The sequence below is a fragment of the Neisseria wadsworthii 9715 genome (assembly GCF_000227765.1).
Taxonomy (GTDB): domain Bacteria; phylum Pseudomonadota; class Gammaproteobacteria; order Burkholderiales; family Neisseriaceae; genus Neisseria; species Neisseria wadsworthii.
Genome location: NZ_JH165159.1, coordinates 840452 through 865197, shown reverse-complemented (window position 1 = coordinate 865197; position 24746 = coordinate 840452). Strand labels below are relative to the sequence as shown.

21 protein-coding genes and 1 pseudogene are annotated in these 24746 nt (G+C 49.3%); 7 read left to right on the top strand and 15 right to left on the bottom strand.

The features are described from left to right. Nucleotides 1-82: 82 nt before the first annotated feature. Nucleotides 83-1345: a putative DNA modification/repair radical SAM protein gene (locus HMPREF9370_RS03850; protein WP_009116015.1), complete on the top strand. Its 1263-nt coding sequence runs from the start codon at nt 83-85 to the stop codon at nt 1343-1345. Nucleotides 1346-1370: 25 nt separating this feature from the next. Beyond that, nucleotides 1371-2129, top strand: coding sequence for a TIGR03915 family putative DNA repair protein (locus HMPREF9370_RS03845; protein ID WP_040666862.1), 759 nt, complete (start codon nt 1371-1373; stop codon nt 2127-2129). Nucleotides 2130-2173: 44 nt separating this feature from the next. On the opposite strand, the gene HMPREF9370_RS03840 is transcribed toward HMPREF9370_RS03845, so the two are convergent. From HMPREF9370_RS03840 to HMPREF9370_RS03825, 4 genes are all read right to left on the bottom strand, one after another. Continuing rightward, complete coding sequence (locus HMPREF9370_RS03840; RefSeq protein WP_040666859.1) at nt 2174-3658, bottom strand: aldehyde dehydrogenase family protein; 1485 nt, start codon at nt 3656-3658, stop codon at nt 2174-2176. 300 nt (nt 3659-3958) lie between these two features. Continuing rightward, nucleotides 3959-4768, bottom strand: a complete 810-nt coding sequence (locus tag HMPREF9370_RS03835; RefSeq protein ID WP_009116011.1) for a Cof-type HAD-IIB family hydrolase — start codon at nt 4766-4768, stop codon at nt 3959-3961. A 96-nt stretch (nt 4769-4864) separates the two neighbouring features. After that, entirely contained in the window at nt 4865-5434 is a 570-nt protein-coding gene (locus tag HMPREF9370_RS03830; RefSeq protein WP_009116010.1) for a L,D-transpeptidase family protein, read from the bottom strand. Then, entirely contained in the window at nt 5431-5616 is a 186-nt protein-coding gene (locus HMPREF9370_RS03825; RefSeq protein WP_009116009.1) for a hypothetical protein, read from the bottom strand. The genes HMPREF9370_RS03830 and HMPREF9370_RS03825 overlap by 4 nt, the downstream gene beginning before the upstream one ends. Before the next feature lie 152 nt (nt 5617-5768). Here HMPREF9370_RS03825 and HMPREF9370_RS03820 point away from each other — a divergent pair, with 152 nt between their 5' ends. Continuing rightward, nucleotides 5769-6452: an SIR2 family NAD-dependent protein deacylase gene (locus HMPREF9370_RS03820; protein ID WP_040666858.1), complete on the top strand. Its 684-nt coding sequence runs from the start codon at nt 5769-5771 to the stop codon at nt 6450-6452. A 175-nt stretch (nt 6453-6627) separates the two neighbouring features. Here the strand turns inward: HMPREF9370_RS03820 and HMPREF9370_RS03815 are convergent, their stop codons facing one another. The 10 genes and pseudogenes from HMPREF9370_RS03815 to bfr (HMPREF9370_RS03775) form a co-directional block, all read right to left on the bottom strand. Then, nucleotides 6628-7680: an NADP(H)-dependent aldo-keto reductase gene (locus HMPREF9370_RS03815; RefSeq protein ID WP_009116006.1), complete on the bottom strand. Its 1053-nt coding sequence runs from the start codon at nt 7678-7680 to the stop codon at nt 6628-6630. Next, nucleotides 7662-8450: a type ISP restriction/modification enzyme gene (locus tag HMPREF9370_RS11975; protein ID WP_009116005.1), complete on the bottom strand. Its 789-nt coding sequence runs from the start codon at nt 8448-8450 to the stop codon at nt 7662-7664. Before HMPREF9370_RS11975 ends, HMPREF9370_RS03815 begins: the two co-directional genes overlap by 19 nt. Continuing rightward, nucleotides 8450-8668, bottom strand: a pseudogene (locus tag HMPREF9370_RS12600) (type ISP restriction/modification enzyme); the annotation flags it as partial. The pseudogene HMPREF9370_RS12600 and the gene HMPREF9370_RS11975, both read right to left, overlap by 1 nt. Next, a complete protein-coding gene (locus tag HMPREF9370_RS03805; RefSeq protein ID WP_009116004.1) occupies nt 8587-13071 on the bottom strand; it encodes a DEAD/DEAH box helicase in 4485 nt (1494 codons plus the stop codon). The gene HMPREF9370_RS03805 and the pseudogene HMPREF9370_RS12600, both read right to left, overlap by 82 nt. A 104-nt stretch (nt 13072-13175) precedes the next feature. Then, nucleotides 13176-15749, bottom strand: coding sequence for an ATP-dependent chaperone ClpB (gene clpB, locus HMPREF9370_RS03800; RefSeq protein ID WP_009116003.1), 2574 nt, complete (start codon nt 15747-15749; stop codon nt 13176-13178). Nucleotides 15750-15969: 220 nt separating this feature from the next. Then, nucleotides 15970-16095: a type B 50S ribosomal protein L36 gene (ykgO, locus tag HMPREF9370_RS03795; RefSeq protein WP_009116002.1), complete on the bottom strand. Its 126-nt coding sequence runs from the start codon at nt 16093-16095 to the stop codon at nt 15970-15972. 4 nt (nt 16096-16099) lie between these two features. Beyond that, entirely contained in the window at nt 16100-16369 is a 270-nt protein-coding gene (locus HMPREF9370_RS03790; RefSeq protein ID WP_009116001.1) for a type B 50S ribosomal protein L31, read from the bottom strand. 144 nt (nt 16370-16513) lie between these two features. Next, complete coding sequence (locus tag HMPREF9370_RS03785; protein ID WP_009116000.1) at nt 16514-17071, bottom strand: nitroreductase family protein; 558 nt, start codon at nt 17069-17071, stop codon at nt 16514-16516. A gap of 222 nt (nt 17072-17293) precedes the next feature. After that, nucleotides 17294-17767, bottom strand: a complete 474-nt coding sequence (gene bfr / locus HMPREF9370_RS03780; RefSeq protein ID WP_040666856.1) for a bacterioferritin — start codon at nt 17765-17767, stop codon at nt 17294-17296. Between the two features lie 27 nt (nt 17768-17794). Further along, nucleotides 17795-18259 (bottom strand): bacterioferritin, encoded by a 465-nt coding sequence (gene bfr, locus HMPREF9370_RS03775; protein WP_040666854.1) that lies wholly within the window; start codon nt 18257-18259, stop codon nt 17795-17797. Nucleotides 18260-18604: 345 nt separating this feature from the next. On the opposite strand from bfr (HMPREF9370_RS03775), the gene typA reads away from it, so the two are divergent. The 3 genes from typA to trxB all read left to right on the top strand — a co-directional run bounded on the left by typA (nt 18605) and on the right by trxB (nt 22185). Continuing rightward, nucleotides 18605-20416, top strand: coding sequence for a translational GTPase TypA (gene typA, locus HMPREF9370_RS03770; protein WP_009115997.1), 1812 nt, complete (start codon nt 18605-18607; stop codon nt 20414-20416). A gap of 165 nt (nt 20417-20581) precedes the next feature. After that, on the top strand, nt 20582-21151 hold the full coding sequence (locus tag HMPREF9370_RS03765) for a membrane protein (RefSeq protein WP_009115995.1): 570 nt from the start codon (nt 20582-20584) through the stop codon (nt 21149-21151). 80 nt (nt 21152-21231) lie between these two features. Beyond that, entirely contained in the window at nt 21232-22185 is a 954-nt protein-coding gene (gene trxB, locus HMPREF9370_RS03760) for a thioredoxin-disulfide reductase (protein WP_009115994.1), read from the top strand. A gap of 97 nt (nt 22186-22282) precedes the next feature. On the opposite strand, the gene HMPREF9370_RS03755 is transcribed toward trxB, so the two are convergent. Then, a complete protein-coding gene (locus HMPREF9370_RS03755; RefSeq protein WP_009115993.1) occupies nt 22283-24493 on the bottom strand; it encodes a RelA/SpoT family protein in 2211 nt (736 codons plus the stop codon). 90 nt (nt 24494-24583) lie between these two features. On the opposite strand from HMPREF9370_RS03755, the gene HMPREF9370_RS12450 reads away from it, so the two are divergent. After that, nucleotides 24584-24709 (top strand): hypothetical protein, encoded by a 126-nt coding sequence (locus tag HMPREF9370_RS12450; RefSeq protein ID WP_009115992.1) that lies wholly within the window; start codon nt 24584-24586, stop codon nt 24707-24709. Nucleotides 24710-24746 lie beyond the last annotated feature (37 nt).

The following is a 24746-nucleotide window of genomic DNA, read 5'->3' as shown; positions in this document are numbered from 1 at the left end:
ACCAAAACTAAGAAAAAATTTAGCTGACTACATAAAATCTTACAATTATAATAAATAAACTTTAGTTTTACAGAGAAACATCATGGACTACGATAAAATCAGCAAAAAGCTGGAAATACTGGCCGACGCAGCAAAATACGATGTTTCCTGCTCATCCAGCGGCAGCAAACGCACTAATAACGGCAGCGGTCTGGGCAACGCTTCACGGGCAGGCATTTGCCACAGCTTCACTGAAGACGGCCGCTGCGTATCATTATTAAAAATCCTGCTTACCAACCATTGCATTTACGACTGCGCCTATTGCGTTTCACGCCGCAGTAACGACATTGTCCGAGCAGCCTTCACGGTAGACGAAGTGGTCGATTTGACACTTAGCTTTTACCGCAGAAATTACATCGAAGGTCTGTTTTTAAGCTCGGGTATTTTCAAAAACGCGGATTACACCATGGAGCGTTTGGTGCGGATCGCCAAAAAACTACGGCTGGAGCACCAGTTTCACGGCTACATCCATCTCAAAACCATCCCGAAAGCCTCAGAAGAAATCCTACACGAAGCCGGCCTGTACGCCGACCGCCTCAGCATCAATATGGAAATCCCCACCATTTCCGGCCTTAAACTGCTTGCACCTGAAAAAAACCATCACGACATGACCCGACCAATGGCTTTTGTGCGCAACGAAATCACCGCATTACAAGAAACCCGTAAAACCATCAAATCCACGCCGAAATTCGCTCCCGCAGGCCAAAGTACGCAATTTATCATTGGTGCGGCAGGTGAAAACGACCGCCAGATTATCCGAGCGGCCGGCCAGTTTTACCGCAACTACCGCCTCAAACGCGTGTATTACTCCGGATATGTTCCGGTTTTAGAAGACAAACGCCTGCCACCTTTGTCCGCACAAGTGCCGCTTCGGCGCGAAAACCGCCTCTATCAGGCCGATTGGTTGATGCGTTTTTACGGCTTCAATGAACACGAGATTCTCGACGATACACAACCCTTTCTCGATTTGGACTTTGACCCCAAACTCGCCTGGGCGCTACGCCACCGCGAATGGTTTCCTGTGCCGTTGCAAACCGCTCCCCTCGAAACCATTTTACGCGTGCCGGGCATTGGAGTGAAATCAGCTAAGCGTATAGTGCAAGCACGACGCTTCCGCGTCATTACCCTCGCCCAACTGGCAAAAATGGGCATCGCCCTCAACCGAGCACGCTACTTCATCACGCTGCAAGAACCCAACCGCTATGCCGACTTAATCGACAGCCCGAAACTAAGCTGCCTGCTGCTGCAAAACATACGTTCAAAATTCAGCCAAAGCGATGCACAACAAGGCGATTTATTTGGATAAGGGCCTGTCTGAAAAAGGAATACTCATGCACCATCTATATTACGACGGCAGCTTCGACGGTTTGCTAAGCGCAGTCTTCTATATTTACGCGAAAAAATACCCACCTCAGGCCATACATATTTCCTGCAACAACAACCATGCCGATTTATTTGCACAAAATGAAACCGTACCCACTTCTCCCGAACATGCCCGCCGTGTTTTTACCCGATTAGAACGGCAAATCGGCCGACGCGGGATGCTGAAGCTGCTCTATGGTTTCCTGTCCGCTGCTCCGGAAATGCCGGATACCTTTTTCCGCATCGTCCGCCTCGCACTCGCACAGCCGCACCATGCCAACATACTTAGCGATTACGGTCATTTCGATGTGATGCAATGGGCACAATGGGTAAAAAGCGTAGGCTGCGAAAAACATCGCATGGAAGCGTTTGTACGCTTTGAAGAATGGGAAAACAACCTTTATCTGGCACGGATTGAACCGCAATTTGACGTCCTACCGTTGATTGTACGCCACTTCCGAAACCGCTATCCCGATCAGAAATGGGCAATTTTCGATATCCAAAGGCATTACGGCATATATCACGATTCAGGCAGCCTTTACCCCATCAGCGGTTCGGAAGAAAACCCTCCGCAAACGAGCCGTGCCACACACGAAAAAGACTACCAAAAGCTATGGCAGCGTTATTTTCAAAGCACGACCATTTTTTCGCGGCGTAATCCTCGTTTACACCGCCAACAAATGCCGCAACGTTATTGGAAATATCTCACAGAAAAACAGGCTGTCTGAAAAATTTTCAGACAGCCTCATTCAAACCAATATCAAATCAGCAATTAATACATACCTTCACGCTCTTCGCGGGTGCTGATGTAGATATTCTTCACTTGGGTGTAAGCAGCCAGCATCATTTTGTGGGTTTCACGGCCGATACCGGAAGCTTTGTAGCCACCAAACGGTGCGCCGGCAGGCAAGCGGTTATAGCAGTTTACCCAAACGCGGCCGGTTTCCAATGCACGGGATACGCGCAAACAGCGGTTGATATCTTTGCTCCAAACCGCACCGCCCAAACCGTATTCAGAATCATTGGCCATTTTGATTACTTCTTCTTCGGTTTTGAACTTAATCACAGTTGCTACCGGGCCAAAGATTTCTTCTTGGGAAACTTGATCATCATTGCTGTCGGAAGCAATCAGGGTCGGCTCAACGAATTCACCTTTACCCAAATCGCCACCTTCTATTTTTTTACCGCCGGTAATAATACGGGCACCCTCTTGTTCACCGATTTTGACATATTTCAAAATCGTTTCCAGCTGACCGGCATTCACTTGCGCACCCATTTGAGTGTCGTCTTCCCACGGCAGACCAACTTTCACTTTCTTAAACTCTTCAGCCAACGCATTCACAAATTTATCGTAAATACCTTCCTGAACAAAGATACGCGAACCGGCGCAACATACTTGTCCTTGGTTGAACAAAATGCCTTTTTGCGCACCTTCCAAAGCCTTGTCAAAGGGCATATCGTCAAAGAAGATGTTGGCCGATTTGCCACCCAATTCCAAAGTAGCCGGAACCAACAGTTCCGCAGCAGCAATACCTACGCGACGGCCTACTGCGGTCGAACCGGTAAATGCCAGCTTGTTGAAACCTTTATGATGCAACATATACTCACCGGATTTGGAGCCTTTACCGGTGATGATGTTCAACACCCCTTTAGGCAATAAATGGCTCACTTTCTGTGCAAACGAAAGCAGGCTCAAAGAAGTGCTGCTTGAAGGATGGATCACGATGGTGCAACCGGCAGCCAAAGCGGGGGCGATTTTCCACGCAGCCATCAGAAATGGGAAGTTCCACGGAATAATTTGACCTACCACGCCGATAGGCTCGCGCAATACGATAGACAAATCTTCTTCGTCCAGTTGGTTACAAGTGCCTTCTTCACCTCGGATCACACTTGCAAAGTAGCGGAAGTGGTCGGACGCCAAAGGAATATCGGCTGCACGCGTTTCGCGGATGGGTTTGCCGTTATCCAGTGTTTCCTGCAAAGCAAACAGCTCTGCATTTTCATCAATCACATCAGCGATTTGGTTCAAAATCAAAGCACGCTCGGTCGCAGTAGTTTTCTTCCACGTTTTAAAAGCTTCCTGTGCCGCTTTCACCGCGGCATCAACATCTTCGTTGCTGGCATCAACAAATTTAGCCAACTCTTCGCCGTTGGAAGGGTTATAAGAAGTGAGTAACTCACCTTTGCTGCCTTTAGTCCACTCACCGTTAATGAACAGGCCGTATTCTTTGTCAAATACATTCAAGTTTTTTGCCATCATGATTCTCCTTCTATTTTGTAATTCGGATTTATCAAACATGCAGCCACTCTTGTTTCAATCAATCCAAGGGGCTTGAAAACAGCTTAGTCTTTTTTAAAAGCGGTTTCAAGCACAACTACATTACATAATGAATAATATGCCTTTTTCATTACCAGCAAGACAATGCGTTTCTGTGAATATTGCCCGTAAAAATCAGGTTTTACGCGGCTTTTACCTGCATCTCATCTTTATTTTTATCAATATGTAAAATTTTGTTTCCTTAAATCATATTGATAAAAATGTCTGTCTGAATCATTTTCAGACAGGCATTTCTTCAATCAAACCCAAACTGAGCAAACCGCGGTATACGCCGTCTTCCGTTACGGGCGGGCAAACAAAGTCCGCCACGGCTTTGGTATCTGGGTGGCCGTTGCCCATAACCACACCGAAGCCGACGGCTTTCATCATTTCGATATCATTCGGGCCGTCGCCGAAAGCCATCGCATCCGCCATAGTCAAGCCCAGTTTATCCAACGCAACCTGGATACCTCGAGCTTTGGAGCCTCCTTCATCCAGCAGGTCAACGCCGTAAGGATGCCAACGAACGGTTTTGATGCCTGCCGGCAAATTACCGTTGAGTGATTGCTCGGTGGCTTCATCGTAAAAACCGATAATCTGGTAAACCGGATCATGTAGATAGGCATCCGGGGCAATTCGGTAAGGTAGTTTAAGCGCGCCGGCGGCATCGAGTAAGGCTTCTGTTTCGCGCGAAACGCTGAAGTGCTCGACAGACACCAGCCCGTAAGCAACATCTGCCTGCTTCAGAAAAGTGATGATTTCCTGCACACTTGCCTGCGGCAAAGGAAATTCGGCCAATGTTTTTCCTTTGTGCCGCACGTATTGCCCGTTGATGCTCACCAGCATGTCGATGCCGGTTTCTTCAATCAGTTCGCGTATCACTTCGGGTAACAGGCAGGGCGCGCGGCCGGTGGCGATAGCGGTGATGAAGCCTTTGCGGTTGAGCGCTTTTAAAGCTGCACGCGTGCTCTCGGCAATGCGGTGTTCTTTTGTGCTGTAGAGCGTGTCGTCTATATCGAAAAAGATGATTTTAGGGTTGGGGGTATGCATGAGGTTCTCTGAATTAAGATGCTGGATTGTAACATGATGCCTGTCTGAAAGCTTTTTTCAGACAGGCATTTTATTGTTTATACAGCGAAAATCTAATCAAGGCAGAATATCTATTTGAGCCTTGTATTTTACATGCCGGTAAAGCTCATCCACTTCGGCATCGGTAACGGCGATGCAGCCGTTTGTCCAGTCGCGCAGCAAATGCCGTGCGCCGATGCCGCCCGAGCCGTTGGGCAGGCCGTGAATCTTGATGTCGCCGCCCGGGCTTTTGCCTTGCGATTCAGCAAACGCTTTGTCCTGACCGTTCGGATAAGACACGCCGAGATTTTTGTGGTAGCCGCTGTTTGGGTTTCTGTCATTAATCGTGTAGCTGCCTTCAGGCGTTTTGCCGTCGCCTTCAAACTGCTTGTGCCCTTTCGGGTTAAAACCGAGCGATACGGGATAGGTTTTCAAAAGCCTTCCCGCCTCATCATAAGCATCCATTTCACGCGCGCCCTTGCGCAACACCAAACGCGCCACCACCGCGCGTTCAGACAAAGGCTTCTGCCCAAGCAGCATTTTCTGGCGCGGTGTCAAACCTACATCCTGCGGCAGCCAAAACCATAGGGCGGCCAATGCCAAAGCCGCTGCCGCCAAAATCGCCGCAATCCATTTCAACCACTTCATTTACCGCTCTCACCCTGCGCTGCCGATGCCGCCTCCTGCTGCTTCTGCTTTTGCGCCGCTTTCTTTTGGGCCACCGCTTCTTTCATCCGCTGCTGCGCCGCCTCATCAGGCGCCGAGAGCCACACGCCGGCCACAATAATGCTGAGCAGCGCAATATAAAACCAAACTTTATTGACATTCATCACTTAACCCCTTGTTGCAAAACAATCAGTTTGCCCGCAACAAATATAGCAGAATCCGCACTCCGCGCCCCTTTTTCCCGCCCGCTGGAAGGTTTTTCAGACAGGCATTGTTTGATATAGTGAACCCTGTTTATTCCGAACGGCAAACCATCATGAAAAAATGCATTGTCCTAACCGGCGCCGGCATCAGCGCCGACAGCGGCTTAAAAACCTTCCGCGACGCCGGCGGCTTATGGGAAGGCTACCGCGTGGAAGAAGTGTGCACACCCGAAGCATTTGCACGCAATCCGCAGCTCGTGCTGGATTTCTACAATCAGCGGCGCAAACAGGCCGAACAAGCCTCTCCCAACGCCGCCCATTTGGCGCTGGCCAAGCTGGAGCAGCATTATCAAATGCAGATCATCACACAAAATGTCGACAACCTGCACGAGCGCGCAGGCAGCAGCCATGTTCTGCATCTGCACGGCGAACTCAGCAAACTGCGTAGCACCCTAGACGAAACCGACATTATCGAATGGACAGGCGACCAAGCCCTTTCCGACACCAACAGCAAAGGCCACCCGCTGCGCCCGCATATCGTTTGGTTCGGCGAAGACGTGCCGCTGTTTCCCAAAGCCGTGGCCATGATGCACGAAGCAGACGTTGTATTGATTATCGGCACTTCGCTGCAAGTTTACCCCGCCGCCTCGCTGCTGCACTACGCCCCGCCGCATGCCGATGTTTATCTCGTAGACCCGAATCCCCAAGCATCCGGCGCGCATATAGAAATCGTGCCGAAAAAAGCCGCCGAAGGCGTGCCGCCGCTGGTGGATTATCTGATTGGAAAAGCAAAATAAATATGCCTGTCTGAAACGCTTATGACAAATAAGCTTAAACAATAGTACGCCCGTCATACTCGGGCTTGACCCGATTATCTCCTAAAGTTACTGGAACTCAAGATACTCGAGTCAAGCCCGAGTATGACGAAACCCATAAATATTTGTTATTGCCCGCTTTCAGACAGGCATCCCGCTAAGGGCAAGGATTACTGATTTCCGCGTGCACCGCATTAATCGCATCCAACACATCGCCCGAAAGCACCACATCTGCGCTGCCGATATTCTCGCGCAACTGCGCCATCGTCGTCGCACCGATAATATTGCTCGCTACAAAAGCCTGCTGCGTCACAAACGCCAGCGACATCACCGCCAGGCTCATGCCCGCATCGTCCGCAATCTTGGCATAACGCTCCACCGCCGCAAAACCCTGCGGCTTCGTATAGCGCTGAAAACGCTGAAACAAAGCCAGCCGGCTGTTTTCCGGCACCGCACCGTGGCGGTATTTGCCGCTCAACACACCAAACGCCATTGGCGAATAAGCCAACAGCGGCACATCCTCGCGCAACGAAACCTCGCTCATGCCCACTTCATAGCTGCGGTTCAACAAATTATAAGGATTCTGCACCGAAGCCACGCGCGGCAAAGCTGGATTGCGATCATGTTCGTTTAAAAACCGCATCGTCCCCCACGGCGTTTCGTTCGACACACCGTAAGCCCTGATTTTGCCCTGCTTCACCAGCTCGCCCAGCGCATCCACAATCTCGTCAAACGGCGTAAACCGCTCGTCCTCACCGATTGCCTGCACACCCAAACGGCCGAAAAAATTCGTCTTCCGCTCCGGCCAATGCAGCTGATACACATCCAGATAATCCCTGTTCAACCTCTTCAGACTGGCATCACACGCCTCGAAAATCTGCGCACGCGAAAAATCATTGCCGCCGCGGATATAGCGCTCCAAACCGTTCGCCCCCGTCGGTCCCGCAATCTTACTCGCCAACACAAAATCATCACGCCGGCAGCGCGCCTTAATCCAATTACCGATAAACTGCTCCGTGCGCGTATACGTTTCCTTACGCGGCGGCACCGGATACATCTCCGCCGTATCGATAAAATTCACACCGTTCGCCAGCGCATAATCCAGCTGCTCATGCGCCTCGGCCTCCGTATTCTGCTCGCCCCAAGTCATCGTACCCAAACAGATTTTACTCACCCGGATACCGCTGCGGCCTAATGGTCGTTGTTGCATGCAACTTCCTCCATACTTTTCAAAATCTCCAGCTTAGGTAAATTGTTTACAATTTTCTGAGTTTCCAAGCTTACGGTAACCACCCTCAGCAACAATTCTAACGGATAACGCGCATTACCCATCGTTTCGAGTGCCCAATCGTTGGCATCGTTGGTAATGCCCGATTTTTTATCGGTGGTAACGGCTTGTCGCTCCATTACCCATTCGATTGCCGACTTGCCGTTCACGATGTAATCGTAAGCAGTTTCGGGAATGTTTTCTACCGTGATTTTGCCGTTATAGATAACTTTGGTTTTATCGTCTTTTTTGGCGAATTTCATTTTTATCACACGGAAATCTTCGTCTTCTCCACCGACAATTTGCTGCGGGGTAAGTTTGAGTCCTTTCAGACTGCCTGAAAGTTTGATGCCCTGATACATCGGCACACTTTCATAATTCAGATGCAATGCGGCCAAATCACGTCCGGCTTGGCTGAAGGCGGCAAAATCATCATAGTTTTTCATACGCGGAATGCGCGGCAACTGTTTGCTTAAATTGTCGGCATAGCGTTCACGGTATTCCTCGCTGTGCAGCAATCCGTAGATATAGTAGAAAATGTCTTCTTTGCCGATTTTTTCAGCATCTTCGGCTGAATAAGGTTCGCGGAAATGCGTTAACGCTTCATCGGTGATGGCAGAACGACGTACCAGCTTTTTCTGCTTCGGTGCTTTTTCTGTTTCAGACGGTCCCTGTGCAGCATCTGCGGCAAATAAATCTTTTTGCGTTGCCATTATGCTTCCTCCGTTTCGTAGAGGAACATTGGGAAGCATTGTGCATCGCCAATCAGATGTAGGTCGGGCAAGGTATCGGTCATCAGCACCGAGAAGCCCTTGCTGCCCGTTACTGTCAAGCAGATGGTTAAATTCTCTATGCTGCGGTGCGGTATAATTTCGTTCGTTCGTTCGTTCGTTCGTTCGTTCGTTCGTTCGTTCGTTCGTTCGTTCGTTCGTTCGTTCGTTCGTTCGTTCGTTCGTTCGTTCGTTCGTTCGTTCGTTCGTTCGTTCGTTCGTTCGTTCGTTCGGCTGTTTCTATGCCGTCTGAAACGTCATACAAATCCATCGGGAAACATTGCCCTTTGGAAATCATTTCCAAGTCTGGAATTTCGTTGGTTATCAATGCGGAGAATTCTTTGGTTGCTCCGCGGCCTGTTACGGAAATAACGGCGTTGGTGTCAGACATAAATGCCCGACTTACGGTTAAATCACCACTTGCAAACATTCGTGGAATTTGTGCAATATCGTTCACAAAGTTCCTGTCGAAGTAAAGGTGTTGTTTCGTAAACGGGCGGTATAAACCCAAAGTCATTGCTCGCGGTTTAAACTGATGTTCTCTTCCTTTTCCAATATCGTAACGCAATGCACGTGACCAACTGATTTTGGTTGTATCGGGATCAATAAAACTTTCTACTGCGGGCTGTTTGTCTTTTTCTATTCCGATACAGGCAGTCTGAAAACGACTGACTTCAGAGTTATAAAAACCAATCATGTTTTGCATGTTCTGTTGCAAAAGGCTACCTGAAAAATTGTAAACCCATGCGTCTCTGTTGGTTTTAATACCCATCGAATAATTCTCAAACACCACCAGCGCGTCTTTATCTTTTTTATCTCCCAGGCTGATGTAGTCATCAAAATTCGGATCACGCTGATTGAGCCAATCGTTGAATTCATCCGGTACGATCTGCTGCCAAGCGTTTTGCGCGCTAATGCCGTTAATACTGCCGAATTCGGAAACTGTTTCCAGTTTTTGCTCGCGGGTTAGATAGTCACCGATATCGTGAAAATAAATCTGCCCTTGTTTTTGGGCTTGCGGATTTTTTACCAAAATGGAAATTGCAATGGGAGCCCGGCTTCCCGAACCAAAAATTTTGCCTCCTTCTTTGCGCGAACGTTCACCTGATGTACGTTGATTTCCGCGCAAATGAAAGATATACAAACTGCTGAATTCTTCAGACAGGCATTTTCTTAAGCCGTCGGCGGTGTTGGCTTCCACCCAACCCGCGTTGGTCACAAATCCGATCACGCCTTGCGTTCCAATGCGGTCGGAAGCCCAACGGATGGCGCGGATGTAGCTGTCGTATAGAGCGTTTTTATTCGTGGCTTTGGAATGCTCGGCATAAGTTGCACGGATACGGTCGTCCAAATGCGGGTATTCGATATTGGCATTGTTGTCGTTGGCACTTTCTTGCCCCGCTGAATATGGCGGATTGCCGATAATCACTCGGATATCCAATTCTTTCTGCCGTTTGCGGCGTGCGCTGTTGTCTACCAGCATTTCATCGAGCATGTCGCCTTTTTCGTACATTTGGAAAGTATCGGTCAGGCAGATACCGTTAAAGGGTTGGTAAGCGAGGCCGTCTGAAATTTTGCCGTCGATATTGCCGTGCAAGATGCCGTGATAGGTGGCTTCAATGTTGATGGCGGCGATGTAGTAGGCGAGTAAAACGATTTCGTTGGCGTGGATTTCGTTTTGATATTTTTCAGGTAGCCTGTCGGCAGGAATAATGCCGCTTTGCAGCAGTCGGGTAATAAAGGTGCCGGTGCCTGTGAAGGGGTCGATAATGTGTACGCCTTTATCTTTTAGGCTGCTGCCGAATTCGTTTTGCAATACGTCTTCCACGCTTTTGATGATGAAATCGACGACTTCAACCGGGGTATAAACAATGCCGAGCCGCTCGGTCATGCGGGGGAAGGCGTTGCGGAAAAATTTGTCGTATAGCTCGACGATGATTTTCTGTTTGCCTTCGGCGGTTTCGATACCGGATGCACGCATTTGTACGGATTCGTAGAACGATTGAAGGGTGTTTCGTTCTTTATGAAGGTTTTTGGCCTGTAATAAATCCAGCACGTTTTGCATGGCGCGGCTCATGGGATTGTGCTCGGCAAAGCTGTATTGTTCAAACAGAGCATCGAACACGGGTTTGGTAATCATGTGCTGTGCCAGCATTTCGATGATTTCGGCATCGGTAATGGCATTGTTGAGGTCGTCGCGTAATTCGGCGGCGAAGGCTTCAAAGGCGTTTTGTTCGGCGGTGTTAGCCGGGTTTTCTAAAATGGCGGTGATGCTGTCGATGTGGGTGCGGGCGATTTTAGCGATATCGCCTGCCCAGTCTTCCCAGTGATGGCGGTTGCCGCATTTTTTGACGATTTTAGCGTACAAGGCGCGTTCAATTTCGCCGATTTCGAATTCAATGGTTCCTTGATTATCGGGATTGTGTTCGGGTTTTGTGCCGATAGCGTTGCCACCGCGTGCGTTACCTACTGCTTTTGCACTCTTGTTTTGGCGTTTTTGCTTTGCCTGTACTTTGTCTGCAACGGCAATCACTTCCATTTTTTGAGTATCTTGGCCGTTGAATTCTAGTTTGTTGATCATGGCATCAAAGCGGTCGTCATGCGCACGTAAGGCATTGAGCACCTGCCAAACGACTTTGTAGTTTTCATTTTTATCCAAAGCATCTTCGGCTTCGATACCGGCAGGAATCACAACCGGCAGAATGACATAACCTTGTTTTTTGCCCTCTGCACGGCGCATTACGCGCCCGACAGACTGCACAACATCCACTTGTGAATTTCGCGGTGTAAGAAACAGTACTGCATCAAGTGCAGGTACATCCACGCCTTCAGACAGGCAACGTACATTGGAAAGAATGCGGCAGGTATTATCGGGCAGCTCTGCTTTGAGCCATTGTAATTTGCTTTCTTTTTCGCCTGCATTCATGCTGCCGTCAACGTGTTCGGCTTCGCACTTCATGGCCAATTGCGGAGGCAGTTTTAAATCGGGATTGTGTTCTAATAAAGCTTTGCTTTCGGCTTGTTGGTATTCTTCAATTACGGCTTGGAACATTTCGGCAATGAGTTTCGAACTGACTTTGTGTTTGCTGCCTTTATATTCTTTTTCAATCACTTGGCAAAAAGCAACAGCTCGACGCATGGGGTTATATAAAGCCCCATCCTCGCCGCTCAACCCATATTTTGATAAGGCTTTCCAGCAGCCGACGATTTTTGCGGCATCGTCGACTTTGAGCTCGTTATTGCTATCGGTAAGCAAGTTTTGTAAACGACGGTTGACATGTGATTCTTCAATCGCCAGCACAATCACTTTGTAATCGACTAAGAGGCCGTCTGAAACGGCTTGAGAGAAAGTAAGAACAAAAAATTCTTTGCCGTAATGGGTTTCGTCATCCATCGAATACAACACCACTCCTTCAGCAGCTTTGGCGGTCTCACCGTAAATGCGCGGCGTGGCAGTCATATACAGACGTTTTGCACCTTTGATGTAATCGGCATCATGGATACGGACAAAGGCAGATTCATCATCACCGTCGAAGGTTGCTCCGGTAGTGCGGTGGGCTTCGTCACAGATAATCAGATCGAATTCAGGTAGTCCGAATTGTTTTTGCGCCTGATGAATCACATCAATAGAGTGATAAGTGGCATAGACAACAGTCATAGCCTGCCGATTGTTTTTGGCTTCGGCAACACTTATGGCTTGAGCCAAACTTTTCGCATGGGTTGTCGCCGGAAATTGCAAATCACTGGTAGTGACCAGCACACGGTCATCTTCGTCTTTTTTACCTTTCTTGCCAACGTCACTATCGGAACACACGGCAAAGCTGTTTAAAGCGATTTCGCTGTCTTGCGTCCATTCCCGCAAGGTTTGGCTTAATAAGGATAAACCGGGTACTAAAAACAATACCCGCTTCCCTACACCTGCAATGTTTTCGGCAATTTTTAAGCCGGTGAAGGTTTTGCCTGTACCGCAAGCCATAATCAGTTTGCCTCGGGTTTCCCCTCCGTCAAAACGGGTTTGCACACTTTTAAGTGCTTGTTGTTGGTGTGGCCGCAGATCTTTACGCGCTTTTAATACGGGAGAAGCATCAATTTGATATTGTGTCCAGTCAATCCGGCTGTTTTCCAAATCTTCCAGATTGATAACCGCTACCGGAATATGTTGGTCAATTAGCGCAGCACGGGCATTCGATGACCATTTGTTGGTAGTGGTCACAATATAACGGTGGTTGAAATAGTGTTTTCCGGAAGCGGTAAAGAAACTATCGATGTCTGCTTTTTGAATGGTTTTTTCCGGAGCATAGTTTTTGCATTGAATCGCATGGAACTCACCAACTTGAGTAGTAGCAACTAAATCAATACCCGCATCGGTTTTGCTGCTTAGTCCTAGTGATTCAAAATGCTCTTGCGCCCACTCGGCATAGGTCTGCACTTTGGCATATTGGCTACGGTAGTAAGGTTCGTTTTCAAAATAACGAATAATTAGGTTCTCAAAAGCCGTGCCTTTATCACGTTCGGTTTGAGTCAGCTCGCGAAATTTTGAAAGAAGAGTTTGCAGTGCAGACATAGTGAATAATGGCTGAAGTTATCACAAAGAAACGTATTTTAACTCATGAAAAGGCCGTCTGAAAATTTTCAGACGGCCTTTGGTTATAGTTAGCTATAAAATAGTTAATCAAATATTAAATTATCCCCATCCGCTTTCACATGAATCACGCTTTCAGGCTGATATTTGCCTTCGAGCAGGGCAAGAGCCAGCGGGTTTTCGATTTCCGCTTGGATGGCGCGTTTGAGCGGGCGTGCGCCGTACACGGGGTCGAAGCCTGCTTTGGCGATGATGTCCAGCGCGGCATCGTCGACTTTGAGGTGCAGGTTTTGGGCGGCAAGGCGTTTTTCCAAGCCTTTGAGCTGGATTTTGGCGATGCTGCGGATATTGGCCTGATCCAAGCCGTGGAACACGACCACTTCGTCGATACGGTTAATCATTTCGGGGCGGAAGTGTTCTTTCACGTCTTCCATGACCACTTCTTTCACGGCCTCGTAATCTGATGTGCCCATTTGCTGGATGTGGTGGCTGCCGATGTTGGAAGTCATCACGATCACGGTGTTTTTAAAGTCTACCGTGCGGCCTTGACCGTCGGTCAAGCGGCCGTCGTCCAACACTTGCAGCAGGATGTTGAACACGTCGGGGTGGGCTTTTTCCACCTCGTCGAGCAGGATCACGCTGTAAGGTTTGCGGCGGACTTGTTCGGTTAGGTAGCCGCCTTCTTCGTAGCCGACGTAGCCGGGAGGCGCGCCGATTAAGCGGGCAACGGCGTGTTTTTCCATGTATTCCGACATATCGATGCGGATTAAATGGTCTTCGCTGTCAAACAGGAAGCTCGCCAAGGCTTTGCACAGTTCGGTTTTACCGACACCGGTCGGGCCTAAGAAGAGGAAGCTGCCGTATGGTTTGTTGGGGTCGGCCAAGCCGGAGCGCGAGCGGCGGATGGCGTTGGAAACGGCGCGCACGGCTTCGTCTTGCCCCACCACGCGGTTGTGCAATACTTCTTCCATTTTCAGGAGCTTGTCGCGTTCGCCTTCCATCATTTTGCTCACCGGAATGCCGGTCATGCGCGATACGATTTCGGCCACTTCGTCCGCGCCCACTTTGGTGCGGAAAAGTTTGTTGGCCTGCTGCTCTTGCGGATTGTTTTCCAGCGCTTGCAGCTGTTGGCTGAGTTTGGGCAGTTCGCCGTATTCCAGCTCGGATGCGCGGGCGAAGTCGCCTTGGCGTTTGGCCTGCTCGATTTTGACTTTGATGTCGTCGATTTGTTTTTTGATGTCGGCGGTGCCGGCGGAAGCGGCTTTTTCGGCTTTCCAGATTTCGTCCAAATCGGCGTATTCTTTTTGCAGTCCGGCGATTTCTTCGTCGATTAAATCGAGGCGTTTTTTGCTGGCATCGTCGCTTTCTTTCTCAACGTGCATTCTTTCCATTTTGAGCTGGATGATGCGGCGATCGAGTTTGTCCATCTGCTCGGGTTTGGAATCCAGCTCCATTTTGATGCGGCTGGCAGCTTCATCAATCAAATCAATGGCTTTATCGGGCAGGAAGCGGTCGGTAATGTAGCGGTTGCTCAACTCTGCGGCGGCAACGATGGCCGGGTCGGTGATGTCGATGCCGTGGTGGATTTCGTAACGCTCCTGCAAACCGCGCAGAATGGCGATGGTGTCTTCCACGCTCGGTTCGCCCACCAATACTTTTTGGAAGCGGCGCTCCAGCGCGGCATCTTTTTCAATGTATTGGCGGTATTCGTCCAAAGTGGTGGCACCGATACAGTGCAGCTCGCCGCGTGCCAAAGCGGGTTTGAGCATATTGCCTGCGTCCATTGCGCCGTCTGTTTTGCCCGCGCCGACAAGCGTGTGGATTTCATCAATGAAAATCAAGGTGTTGCCGTCGTCTTTAGCCAAATCGTTTAAGACGGCCTTCAGGCGTTCTTCAAATTCGCCACGGTATTTGGCACCGGCAATCAATGCGGCCAAATCGAGCACCAGCAGGCGTTTGTTGCGCAGGGAATCGGGCACTTCACCGTCCACGATACGTTGCGCCAAGCCTTCCACAATGGCGGTTTTACCCACGCCGGGTTCGCCGATTAACACGGGGTTGTTTTTGGTGCGGCGTTGCAAGACTTGGATGGCGCGGCGGATTTCGTCGTCGCGGCCGATCACGGGGTCGAGTTTGCCTTCGCGGGCGCGCTGGGTTAAGTCGGTGGTGTATTTTTTCAGGGCTTCGCGTTGGTCTTCGGCGTTGGGGTTATCCACAGAGGCTCCTCCTCGTACCGCGTCAATGGCGGCGTTGATGTTTTGTTCGGTGGCTCCGGCGTTTTTCAGGATACGGCCGGTGTTGTCGTTTTGCTGTACCAAGGCAAGCGGGAACAGTTCGCTGGCGATATAGGCATCGCCGCGCTTCACGGCGGCTTTATCCATCAGGTTTAAGACGGCCTGCAATTCGCGGCTGGGCAGGATTTCGCCGCCGGTGCCCGATACTTTGGGTAGGCTGTTTAGGGTTTGGGTAAGTTGTTGTTTTACTTGGGGTACGTTTACACCAGCGTGTGAAAGCAGGGCTGTGGTGCCGCCTTCGGCATCGTCGAGCAAGGCTTTCAATACATGGCCTGCTTCGAGATAACTGTTGTCGGCAGCCAAAGCCAAGCTCTGGGCATCGGCCAGAGCTTGTTGGAATTTTGCGGTTAATTTATCGAATCTCATGTTTCTAGAGCTCCTTGTTTAATAGCTTAATTTGTTGGATAAATGCGATATTGGGTTATGAAGATGTATTTCAATAGTTAAATTTTATTAATTCTATTTGACAGCAGATGATTAATATGATTTTGATTTATCTCAATGCCTGTCTGAAAATCTACTTTCAAAAACATAAAAAAAGCTGCCCAAAGGCAGCTCAATTTCGATAGATAAAGGGAATATATTTTTAACGCTGGCGCGCTTTAAAACGCGGATTGCTTTTGCAAATCACATAAACTTTTCCGCGACGGCGCACCACTTGGCAATCTCTGTGGCGTTGTTTGGCGGCTTTTAAAGATGATAAAACTTGCATGTGCTTATCCTTTCTTAAGTGCGTTCATCATGCCCGCATAGCGTTGGTTAAATAGGCTGGCACGGCCTTCACGGTTATGCTCGCGCTGCTTGCCTGTGTATACTGGATGGCTTGCGGATGATGTATCCAGCATAAATACAGGATACTCTTGGCCGTCGCGCCACTGCATGGTTTTAGAAGTGGGCGCGCAAGAGCGAATCAGCCAGCCTTCATCTGCGCTGCTGTCATAAAACAAAACAGTGCGGTAGTTTTCCGGATGAATATTGGGTTTCATATAACTTCCTCCTAGTGTTATAACGTAACATTATAACTCTATTTGAGATTGCTTATCAATAGCTAATCAGTAGTTAAAGTTCACTTATCCGATGCCTGTCTGAAAAAATCCGGCTGCCATGAAGAGCAACCGGGTTTTAATCGTTTACCAATAAGTTACCGATTCCGATAAATCCGTGTTTTTTGCACCGTCGCTGTTTTCCTCGCCTGTGCCCACCATCAACAAAGCAATGATTTTATCTTTTTCAGCGCAACCGAAAGCTTCGCGCAATAAAGGGCTGTTTACCCAAAGCCCGGTAATCCAAACATTATCAAAACCTTGCGCTTTGGCAGCCAGCTGAAAAGCATATGCAGAGCAAGCTGCGCTCAACATTTGCTCCCATTCGGGTTTGGGTTTCGACACTTCACGATTTGGGCTGAATGTCACCCCCACCACCAAAGGCGCCATACGCCCTACTCTCTCGGCTTTTTGCAAACTCTCTTCACCAAAGTTTAATTCAACCACGGTTTGCTTGAGCAGCTCGCGGAAACGGTTCAAACCTTCTTCACTCTCGATAACGGTAAACTTAACCGGCCGCATATTGCCATGATCAGGCACCTGTGTTGCCGCTTGCAGCATCGTTTCAATCTGCGCCCTGTTTGGCCGGGGCACAGTCAATTTCTTGCTTGAACGGCGTGTCGTTAATAGCGCCAATGCATCCATTGCTGTTCGCTTTCTGTTTAAATAAAAAACGTTTTTATTTATAGCACAAGTTTACTGCTTCCACTATATATCTTCGGCAATGCCTGTCTGAAAACTAATTAAACACTTTTCAGACAGGCATACATAATAAAACAGCCCATCAAGTATGACGGGCTGTTGCCACAGCTTGCGCAAAAGCTGTTGTCAGTTTGGTAGTGTTTGTTACTAAGCGGGTTACCCTGCTTAGTCCTCTTGCGCAGCAGATTGCAGATAGTTGTGCAAACCCATATTGCCAATCAATTCTTGCTGGGTTTCCAACCAATCGATGTGTTCTTCATTGGTGTCTTTCAAACCGGTTAACAGTGCACGGCTTACATAATCCTCTTGAACCTCGCACTCGGCAATCGCAGCCACCAACGCATCATGTTTTTCCTGCTCTTTAGTCAAATCGCAACGGATAATTTCTTCCGGGGTTTCACCAATCAGCAATTTGCCCAAGTCTTGCAGGTTAGGCAGACCTTCCAGCAGTAAAATGCGCTCAATAAGATCATCGGCAGCCTTCATTTCCACAATAGATTGTTTGTAGAAATGCTCGCCTAATTCTTCAAAGCCCCAGTTTTTCAAAATGCGGGCATGCAGGAAATATTGATTGATGGTTACCAGCAGCAAGCCTAGATTTATATTCAGCTCACGGATTACCGAACGTTCGCCTTGCATCATCGACTCCTTTCAAGGTTCGAAATATTAAACTTGGCTTTGCAGATAGTTTTGCATGCCGACCATATCAATCAGGCGCAACTGCTGCTCAAGCCAGTGTGCATGGTCTTCTTCAGTATCTTTCAACTGATTAACCAGCAATTCGCGGGTAACATAATCTTGTTGCTCTTCGCAAAGCTTCACACCTTTTTTCAAAGCGGCGCGCACTTCCAACTCTGTGTTCAAATCGGCTTTAAGCATGGAAACCACATCAGTACCTACATTAATAGCTGCAGGCACCATTTTCGGCGTGCCGCCCAGCATCAAGATACGGCGGATAAACGCTTCTGCATGCTCGGTTTCATCTTCCATCTCATGGCCGATACGTTCAAATAATTTGTTGTAACCCCATTCCGCATACATACGAGAATGGATAAAATATTGGTCGCGCGCAGCCAATTCGCCCGCCAACAACTCGTTCATATAATCAATTACAGCTTGATTGCCTTGCATGGTTATTCCTTTCATGATTCCATGATTGTTTACTGTCTTGATACAGTATGTGTTTCTTTTGTACAGCTCTCTATGATTCAAATTTTATCAACTATTCCGGATATTTCAAATTTTCTATTTAAAATACAAACAATTATCAACAATAAATAGCACCTTTTTTACCCAAAGAAAATATCAGCATATTGTTTTTAATAATGTTTTATTTGATACGATTTTGATAAGCTCTATCAATTAGATTTAGATTTTACATTAATTAACTTTACCGCCTGTTTTTTATTGCCGACATTCAGCCGGTAAAAGCATGTTATAATTCACAGTTTTTCAAATTCTAGCTAAAGCACAAACATGAAACAAATCCGCAATATTGCGATTATCGCCCACGTCGACCACGGCAAAACCACGCTGGTTGACCAACTCCTGCGCCAATCCGGCACCTTCCGCGCCAACCAACAGGTTGACGAACGCGTGATGGACAGCAACGACATCGAAAAAGAACGCGGCATCACGATTCTTGCCAAAAATACCGCCATCGAATACGAAGGCTACCACATCAACATCGTCGACACCCCCGGACACGCCGACTTCGGCGGCGAAGTCGAGCGCGTATTGGGCATGGTGGATTGCGTGGTCTTGCTGGTGGACGCCCAAGAAGGCCCGATGCCGCAAACCCGTTTCGTAACCAAAAAAGCCTTGGCTTTAGGTTTGCGCCCGATTGTAGTGATCAACAAAATCGACAAACCGAGCGCGCGTCCGAGCTGGGTCATCGACCAAACTTTCGAGCTGTTCGACAGCCTCGGCGCAACCGACGAACAATTAGACTTCCCCATCATTTACGCTTCAGGCTTGAGCGGTTTCGCCAAGTTGGAAGAAAGCGACGAAAGCAAAGACATGCGCCCATTGTTCGACACCATTCTCAAACACACCCCGCCCCCCAGCGGCAGCGCAGACGAAACCCTACAACTGCAAATTTCCCAACTCGACTACGACAACTATACCGGCCGCTTGGGTATCGGCCGCATCTTGAACGGACGCATCAAACCCGGCCAAGTGGTTGCCGTGATGAACCACGAAAAACAAGTTGCACAAGGCCGCATCAACCAACTTTTAGGCTTCAAAGGCTTGGAACGCGTGCCGTTGGAAGAAGCGGAAGCCGGCGATATCGTGATTATTTCCGGTATTGAAGACATCGGCATCGGCGTCACCATCACCGATAAAGACAACCCCAAAGGTCTGCCCATGTTGAGTGTGGACGAGCCGACTTTAACCATGGACTTCATGGTAAACACTTCTCCGCTGGCCGGCACCGAAGGCAAATTCGTTACTTCCCGCCAAATCCGCGACCGCTTGCAAAAAGAATTGCTCACCAACGTTGCCCTACGCGTGGAAGACACCGAAGATGCCGACGTATTCCGCGTATCCGGCCGCGGCGAACTGCACTTGACCATTCTGTTGGAAAACATGCGCCGCGAAGGCTACGAATTGGCCGTCGGCAAACCTCGTGTGGTTTACCGCGAAATCGACGGTCAAAAATGTGAGCCTTATGAAAACCTGACCGTTGACGTACCCGACGACAACCAAGGCGCGGTAATGGAAGAGCTTGGCCGCCGCCGCGGTGAACTCACCAATATGGAAAGTGACGGCAACGGCCGCACCCGTTTGGAATACCACATCCCCGCCCGCGGCCTGATCGGTTTCCAAGGCGAATTCATGACCTTAACCCGCGGTGTCGGCTTGATGAGCCACGTTTTCGACGATTACGCACCGGTGAAACCCGATATGCCCGGCCGCCACAACGGCGTGTTGATTTCCCAAGAGCAAGGCGAAGCGGTGGCTTACGCATTGTGGAACTTGGAAGACCGCGGCCGCATGTTCGTATCGCCCGGCGACAAACTTTACGAAGGCATGATTATCGGTATCCACAGCCGCGACAACGATTTGGTGGTTAACCCACTGAAAGGCAAAAAACTCACCAACGTGCGCGCCAGCGGCACCGACGAAGCCGTGCGCCTGACCACGCCGGTCAAACTGACGTTGGAAAGCGCGGTTGAGTTTATCGACGACGACGAATTGGTGGAAATCACACCGCAATCCATCCGCCTGCGTAAGCGTTACCTGCAAGAACACGAACGCCGAAAACACTTCAAAAAACCCGAGTAAAGCAAACAATGCCTGTCTGAAAAGCTTTCAGACAGGCATTGCTGTTTTTGTCATCCCCCCCTTGTACCATTAAACAGCCGCAGCCAAATCCGTTTATTGAATATTCGATTATCTGGCTATATATTAAAAACTGTTTGAAACCCACAAGATACAATCGGAATACCTATGAAGAAATACCTCGCCCTTATCAGCCTTTCCGCCCTTGCGCTTACCGCCTGCGGCGACAACAAACAAGCCGAGCTGGAAGCTCAAGTGAAAGCCCAGCAAGAACAGATTGCCCAACTGCAGGCTCAACAAGACACCACTGTTTACCAGCTGGCTGCAAGCGCAGTTAACGAAACCATTCCTCCCGCCGAGCAGGAAAAAGGCAAAAACGGCGAAGTGGTTACCGGTACCGACGGCCAGCAATATATGTATGACCCGTCAACCGGCAGCTGGCTGCTGCAAAGCCTGATCGGTGCCGCGGCAGGTGCCTTTATCGGCAGCGCTTTGGCAAACAAATTCACCAAAGCCCCCGCCAACAGCCCGGCCGCCCAACAAGTGCGCACCCAATACGCCCAACAATACCGCGGCAAAACCGCCCAAGCACCCAACAAACTGACCCCGCGCCAAAAAGCCGCACAACAGGCCAACCAATCCGCCTACCGTCAAAGCAATAACGCGCAAAACAACTACCAACAACCGCGCCAACAGCGCAGCATGGGCGGCAAACGCGGTTTCGGCCGCCGCCGTTAATACGCTACACTTTTCTCAGACAGGCATGAAGTCATTCATAATGCCTATCTGAACTTATCTGCATAACCACAGGATTTATCATGAGCGAAACCAAACACCACAAACTCATCATCTTAGGCTCAGGCCCCGCAGGCTACACCGCCGCCATCTATGCCGCCCGCGCCAACCTGCAGCCCGTTATCATCACCGGCATCGAACAAGGCGGCCAATTGATGACCACCACCGATGTCGACAACTGGCCGGCAGACGCCCAAGGCGTGCAAGGCCCCGAACTGATGGCCCGTTTCCAAGCCCATGCCGAACGTTTCGGTACGGAAATGATTTTCGACCAAATCCACACAGTCGATCTGCAAAACCGCCCGTTTACCCTGCAAGGCGATATGGGCAGCTACACATGCGACGCTCTGATTATCGCTACCGGTGCTTCAGCCAAATACCTCGGCCTGCCGAGCGAAGAAGCCTTTGCAGGCCGCGGCGTTTCCGCCTGCGCCACCTGCGACGGGTTCTTCTATAAAGGCGAAGACGTGGCCGTGGTCGGCGGCGGCAACACCGCCGTGGAAGAGGCGCTGTATCTGGCCAATATTGCCAAAACTGTTACCCTCATCCACCGCCGCGACACCTTCCGTGCAGAAAAAATCATGGTTGATAAATTGATGAAGCGCGTCGAAGAAGGCAAAGTCATCCTCAAACTCAACGCCAACCTCGACGAGGTATTGGGCGACGACAGCGGCGTAACCGGTGCCCGCCTGAAATACACCGACGGCAACACCGAAGACATCACCGTAAAAGGCGTGTTCATCGCCATCGGCCACCAACCCAACACCGCCATTTTCAAAGGCCAGCTCGATATGGACGCAACAGGCTATCTGAAAACCAAAGGCGGCTCGGCCGATAACGTAGGCCTAACCAACATCGAAGGCGTTTGGGCTGCCGGCGACGTGAAAGACCACACCTACCGCCAAGCCATTACCAGCGCCGCTTCCGGCTGCCAGGCCGCGCTCGATGCAGAACGTTGGCTGGATCAGCTGAAATAAATCCAATCATAATTCGGTAAACGGAATGCCTGTCTGAAAACTCAAGTTCTAACAAGTTTTCAGACAGGCATTCCGTTTTTTCAGTGTATATAGCACATCAGAGCCGCGTAACGCTCAGTACACCTTTAACTTCGCTCAAGCTGGTTAAAACACGGGGCAGTTCGCTCACTTGTTTCACTTCCAAAGTAAACCTCATACTGGCTTCTAAATCACGGGAATGTGTTTGAACCGCTGTCACATTGATTTTATGGCGCGCCAATGTTTCGGATACATCACGCAACAGCCCGCTACGGTCTTGCGCGCGCACTTCGATATCCACCGCAAATACCTGACCTTCTTGTATTTGCGCCCAAGAAGCAGGCAATACTTTATCCGGTGATTGCTTAGCAAGATTTTGAAACGACGGGCAGTTGGTTCGATGCACCGAAATACCCCGCTCCCGGGTTACAAAACCGATAATATCGTCGGGCGGCGCAGGTTTGCAGCATTTGGCCAATGTGGTAAGCAAACCCTCTTCGCCATCAATTAAAATCCCGTTTTTATTATCGGATTTGATTTTCGACCGTTTGACAATACTGGTTTCGTTAACCTGCGCAGGCGGCGGCTCATTCAACATACCGCAAGCCTTTTGTATGGCTCGAGGCGTGATTTCGCCCTGCCCTATGGCGGTATAAAGATCTTCGATTTTTTTGAACCCGAGCTTCTCGCTTAATTCTTGCTGATTAGGTTTGGGGGAAGTTTTGGCCAGCACTTTTTCAAACTGCGCCTTGCCGTTTTCGCGCACAGCCTCCGCGTTCTGCTGACGGATATAGGCGCGGATTTTGCTGATGGCGCGCGGGCTTTTTACCCAGCCCTCATACAGCCAGTTTACCGATGGCGCGCCCTCTTTGGCAGCAATAATCTCCACCCGCTGGCCGTTTTCCAGCGGCGTGGAAAGCGGCACAATCTGCCCATCTACTTTTGCACCTCTGCAGCGATTGCCCAAATCAGAATGCAAAGCGTAAGCAAAATCTATCGGGGTGGCGCCCGCCGGTAGTGAGAACACTTTGCCGTGCGGCGTCAACACGTAAATCGTGTCGTTAAATAATTCTGTTTGAAAGGCTGAAGCAAGATCTTCTTGATCGCTTTCCGCCATATTTTCACGCCAATCCAAAAGCTGGCGCAGCCACGCGATTTTCTGTTCGTAAGCACTATTGCCCTTACCCCCTTCCTTGTAGCGCCAGTGTGCCGCCACGCCGAATTCGTTGAATTGGTGCATTTCAAAAGTGCGGATTTGCACCTCCACACCTTTATCTTCCGGCCCCACGATAACCGTATGCAAGCTCTTGTAGCCATTGGCTTTAGGATAAGCGATGTAATCATCAAATTCACCCGGGATGGGCTGCCACAAACTGTGTACGATACCGAGCGTGGTATAACACTCGGGCACAGTATCAACCAAAATCCGCACGGCACGGATATCATACAAACCTTCAAAACCAAGCTTTTTCTTAACCATTTTTTTATAAATGGAATAAATATGTTTGGGTCGGCCGGCTACATCATAGTGGATATTGTATTTATCTAACTCTTTTCTCAAAATGTTTAGAAAATTTTCAATATATTCCAAACGCTCGGTGCGCTTTTCATCCAGCAGATTGGCAATTTCTTTGTATTTTTCAGGGTCTTGATGTCTGAAACCCAAATCTTCCAGCTGCCACTTGAGCTGCCAAACTCCCAAGCGGTTGGCCAAAGGAGCAAAAATATCCAAGGTTTCTTTAGCAATCGCCCGCTTTTTCTCACTATCCGGCAAACGGCAGAGATACTGCATCGTACGGGTGCGGAGCGCCAGTTTAATCAACACCACCCGAATATCCGACACCATGGCCAGTAACATTTTCCGCATGGTTTCGGCCTGCTCCGCCCGCTCTTCAGGCGTAGCCAGATTATCAACCTTGGCAAAATGAGTCAGCTTTTGGATTTCATCGATACCCTTCACCAAATCGCATATTTGCTTACCGCACGTTTCGGTAACTTTCTCCTGCCAATTTTCGCAAAAAGAGGAAATATCCGTGAGGATGGTGGCTGCCACGGCATCCGGCAGCAAGTCCATCTCAGAAACCATTTGAGCCGCACCCAATAAATTGCTGATCAGTAATTCGCCGGTATGCGTTACAGCATTTGCGGGATAGCATTCTTCGGCCAAATCCAGTGCCGATTTCAGCAGCTTTTGATGTTTTTCAGACAGGCCTTTAAGATAAATATCAAACCAATCGCGATATTTATCCAAATCCAGAGCAAGGCTGCTTACGGTGGACGTGATCGTCATAGTTTCTACCCGCTAGTGTTTCCCTGAAGGATTATTGTAGCGTTAAGCATAGGCTAAATCCAGCCGCGAACCAAGCATTCTTAAACCGCCATGACAAACGAAAGAGAGAAAATCTACCGTGTCAACGCACTCGCATGTAACAATAAGCCGTTGGAATACAAGAATGCCTGTCTGGAAACTGGTTTTCAGACAGGCATTCTTGTATTCCAACCATAAAAAATCCAGCCCGTTAAGATGGCTGGATTCGTTACCA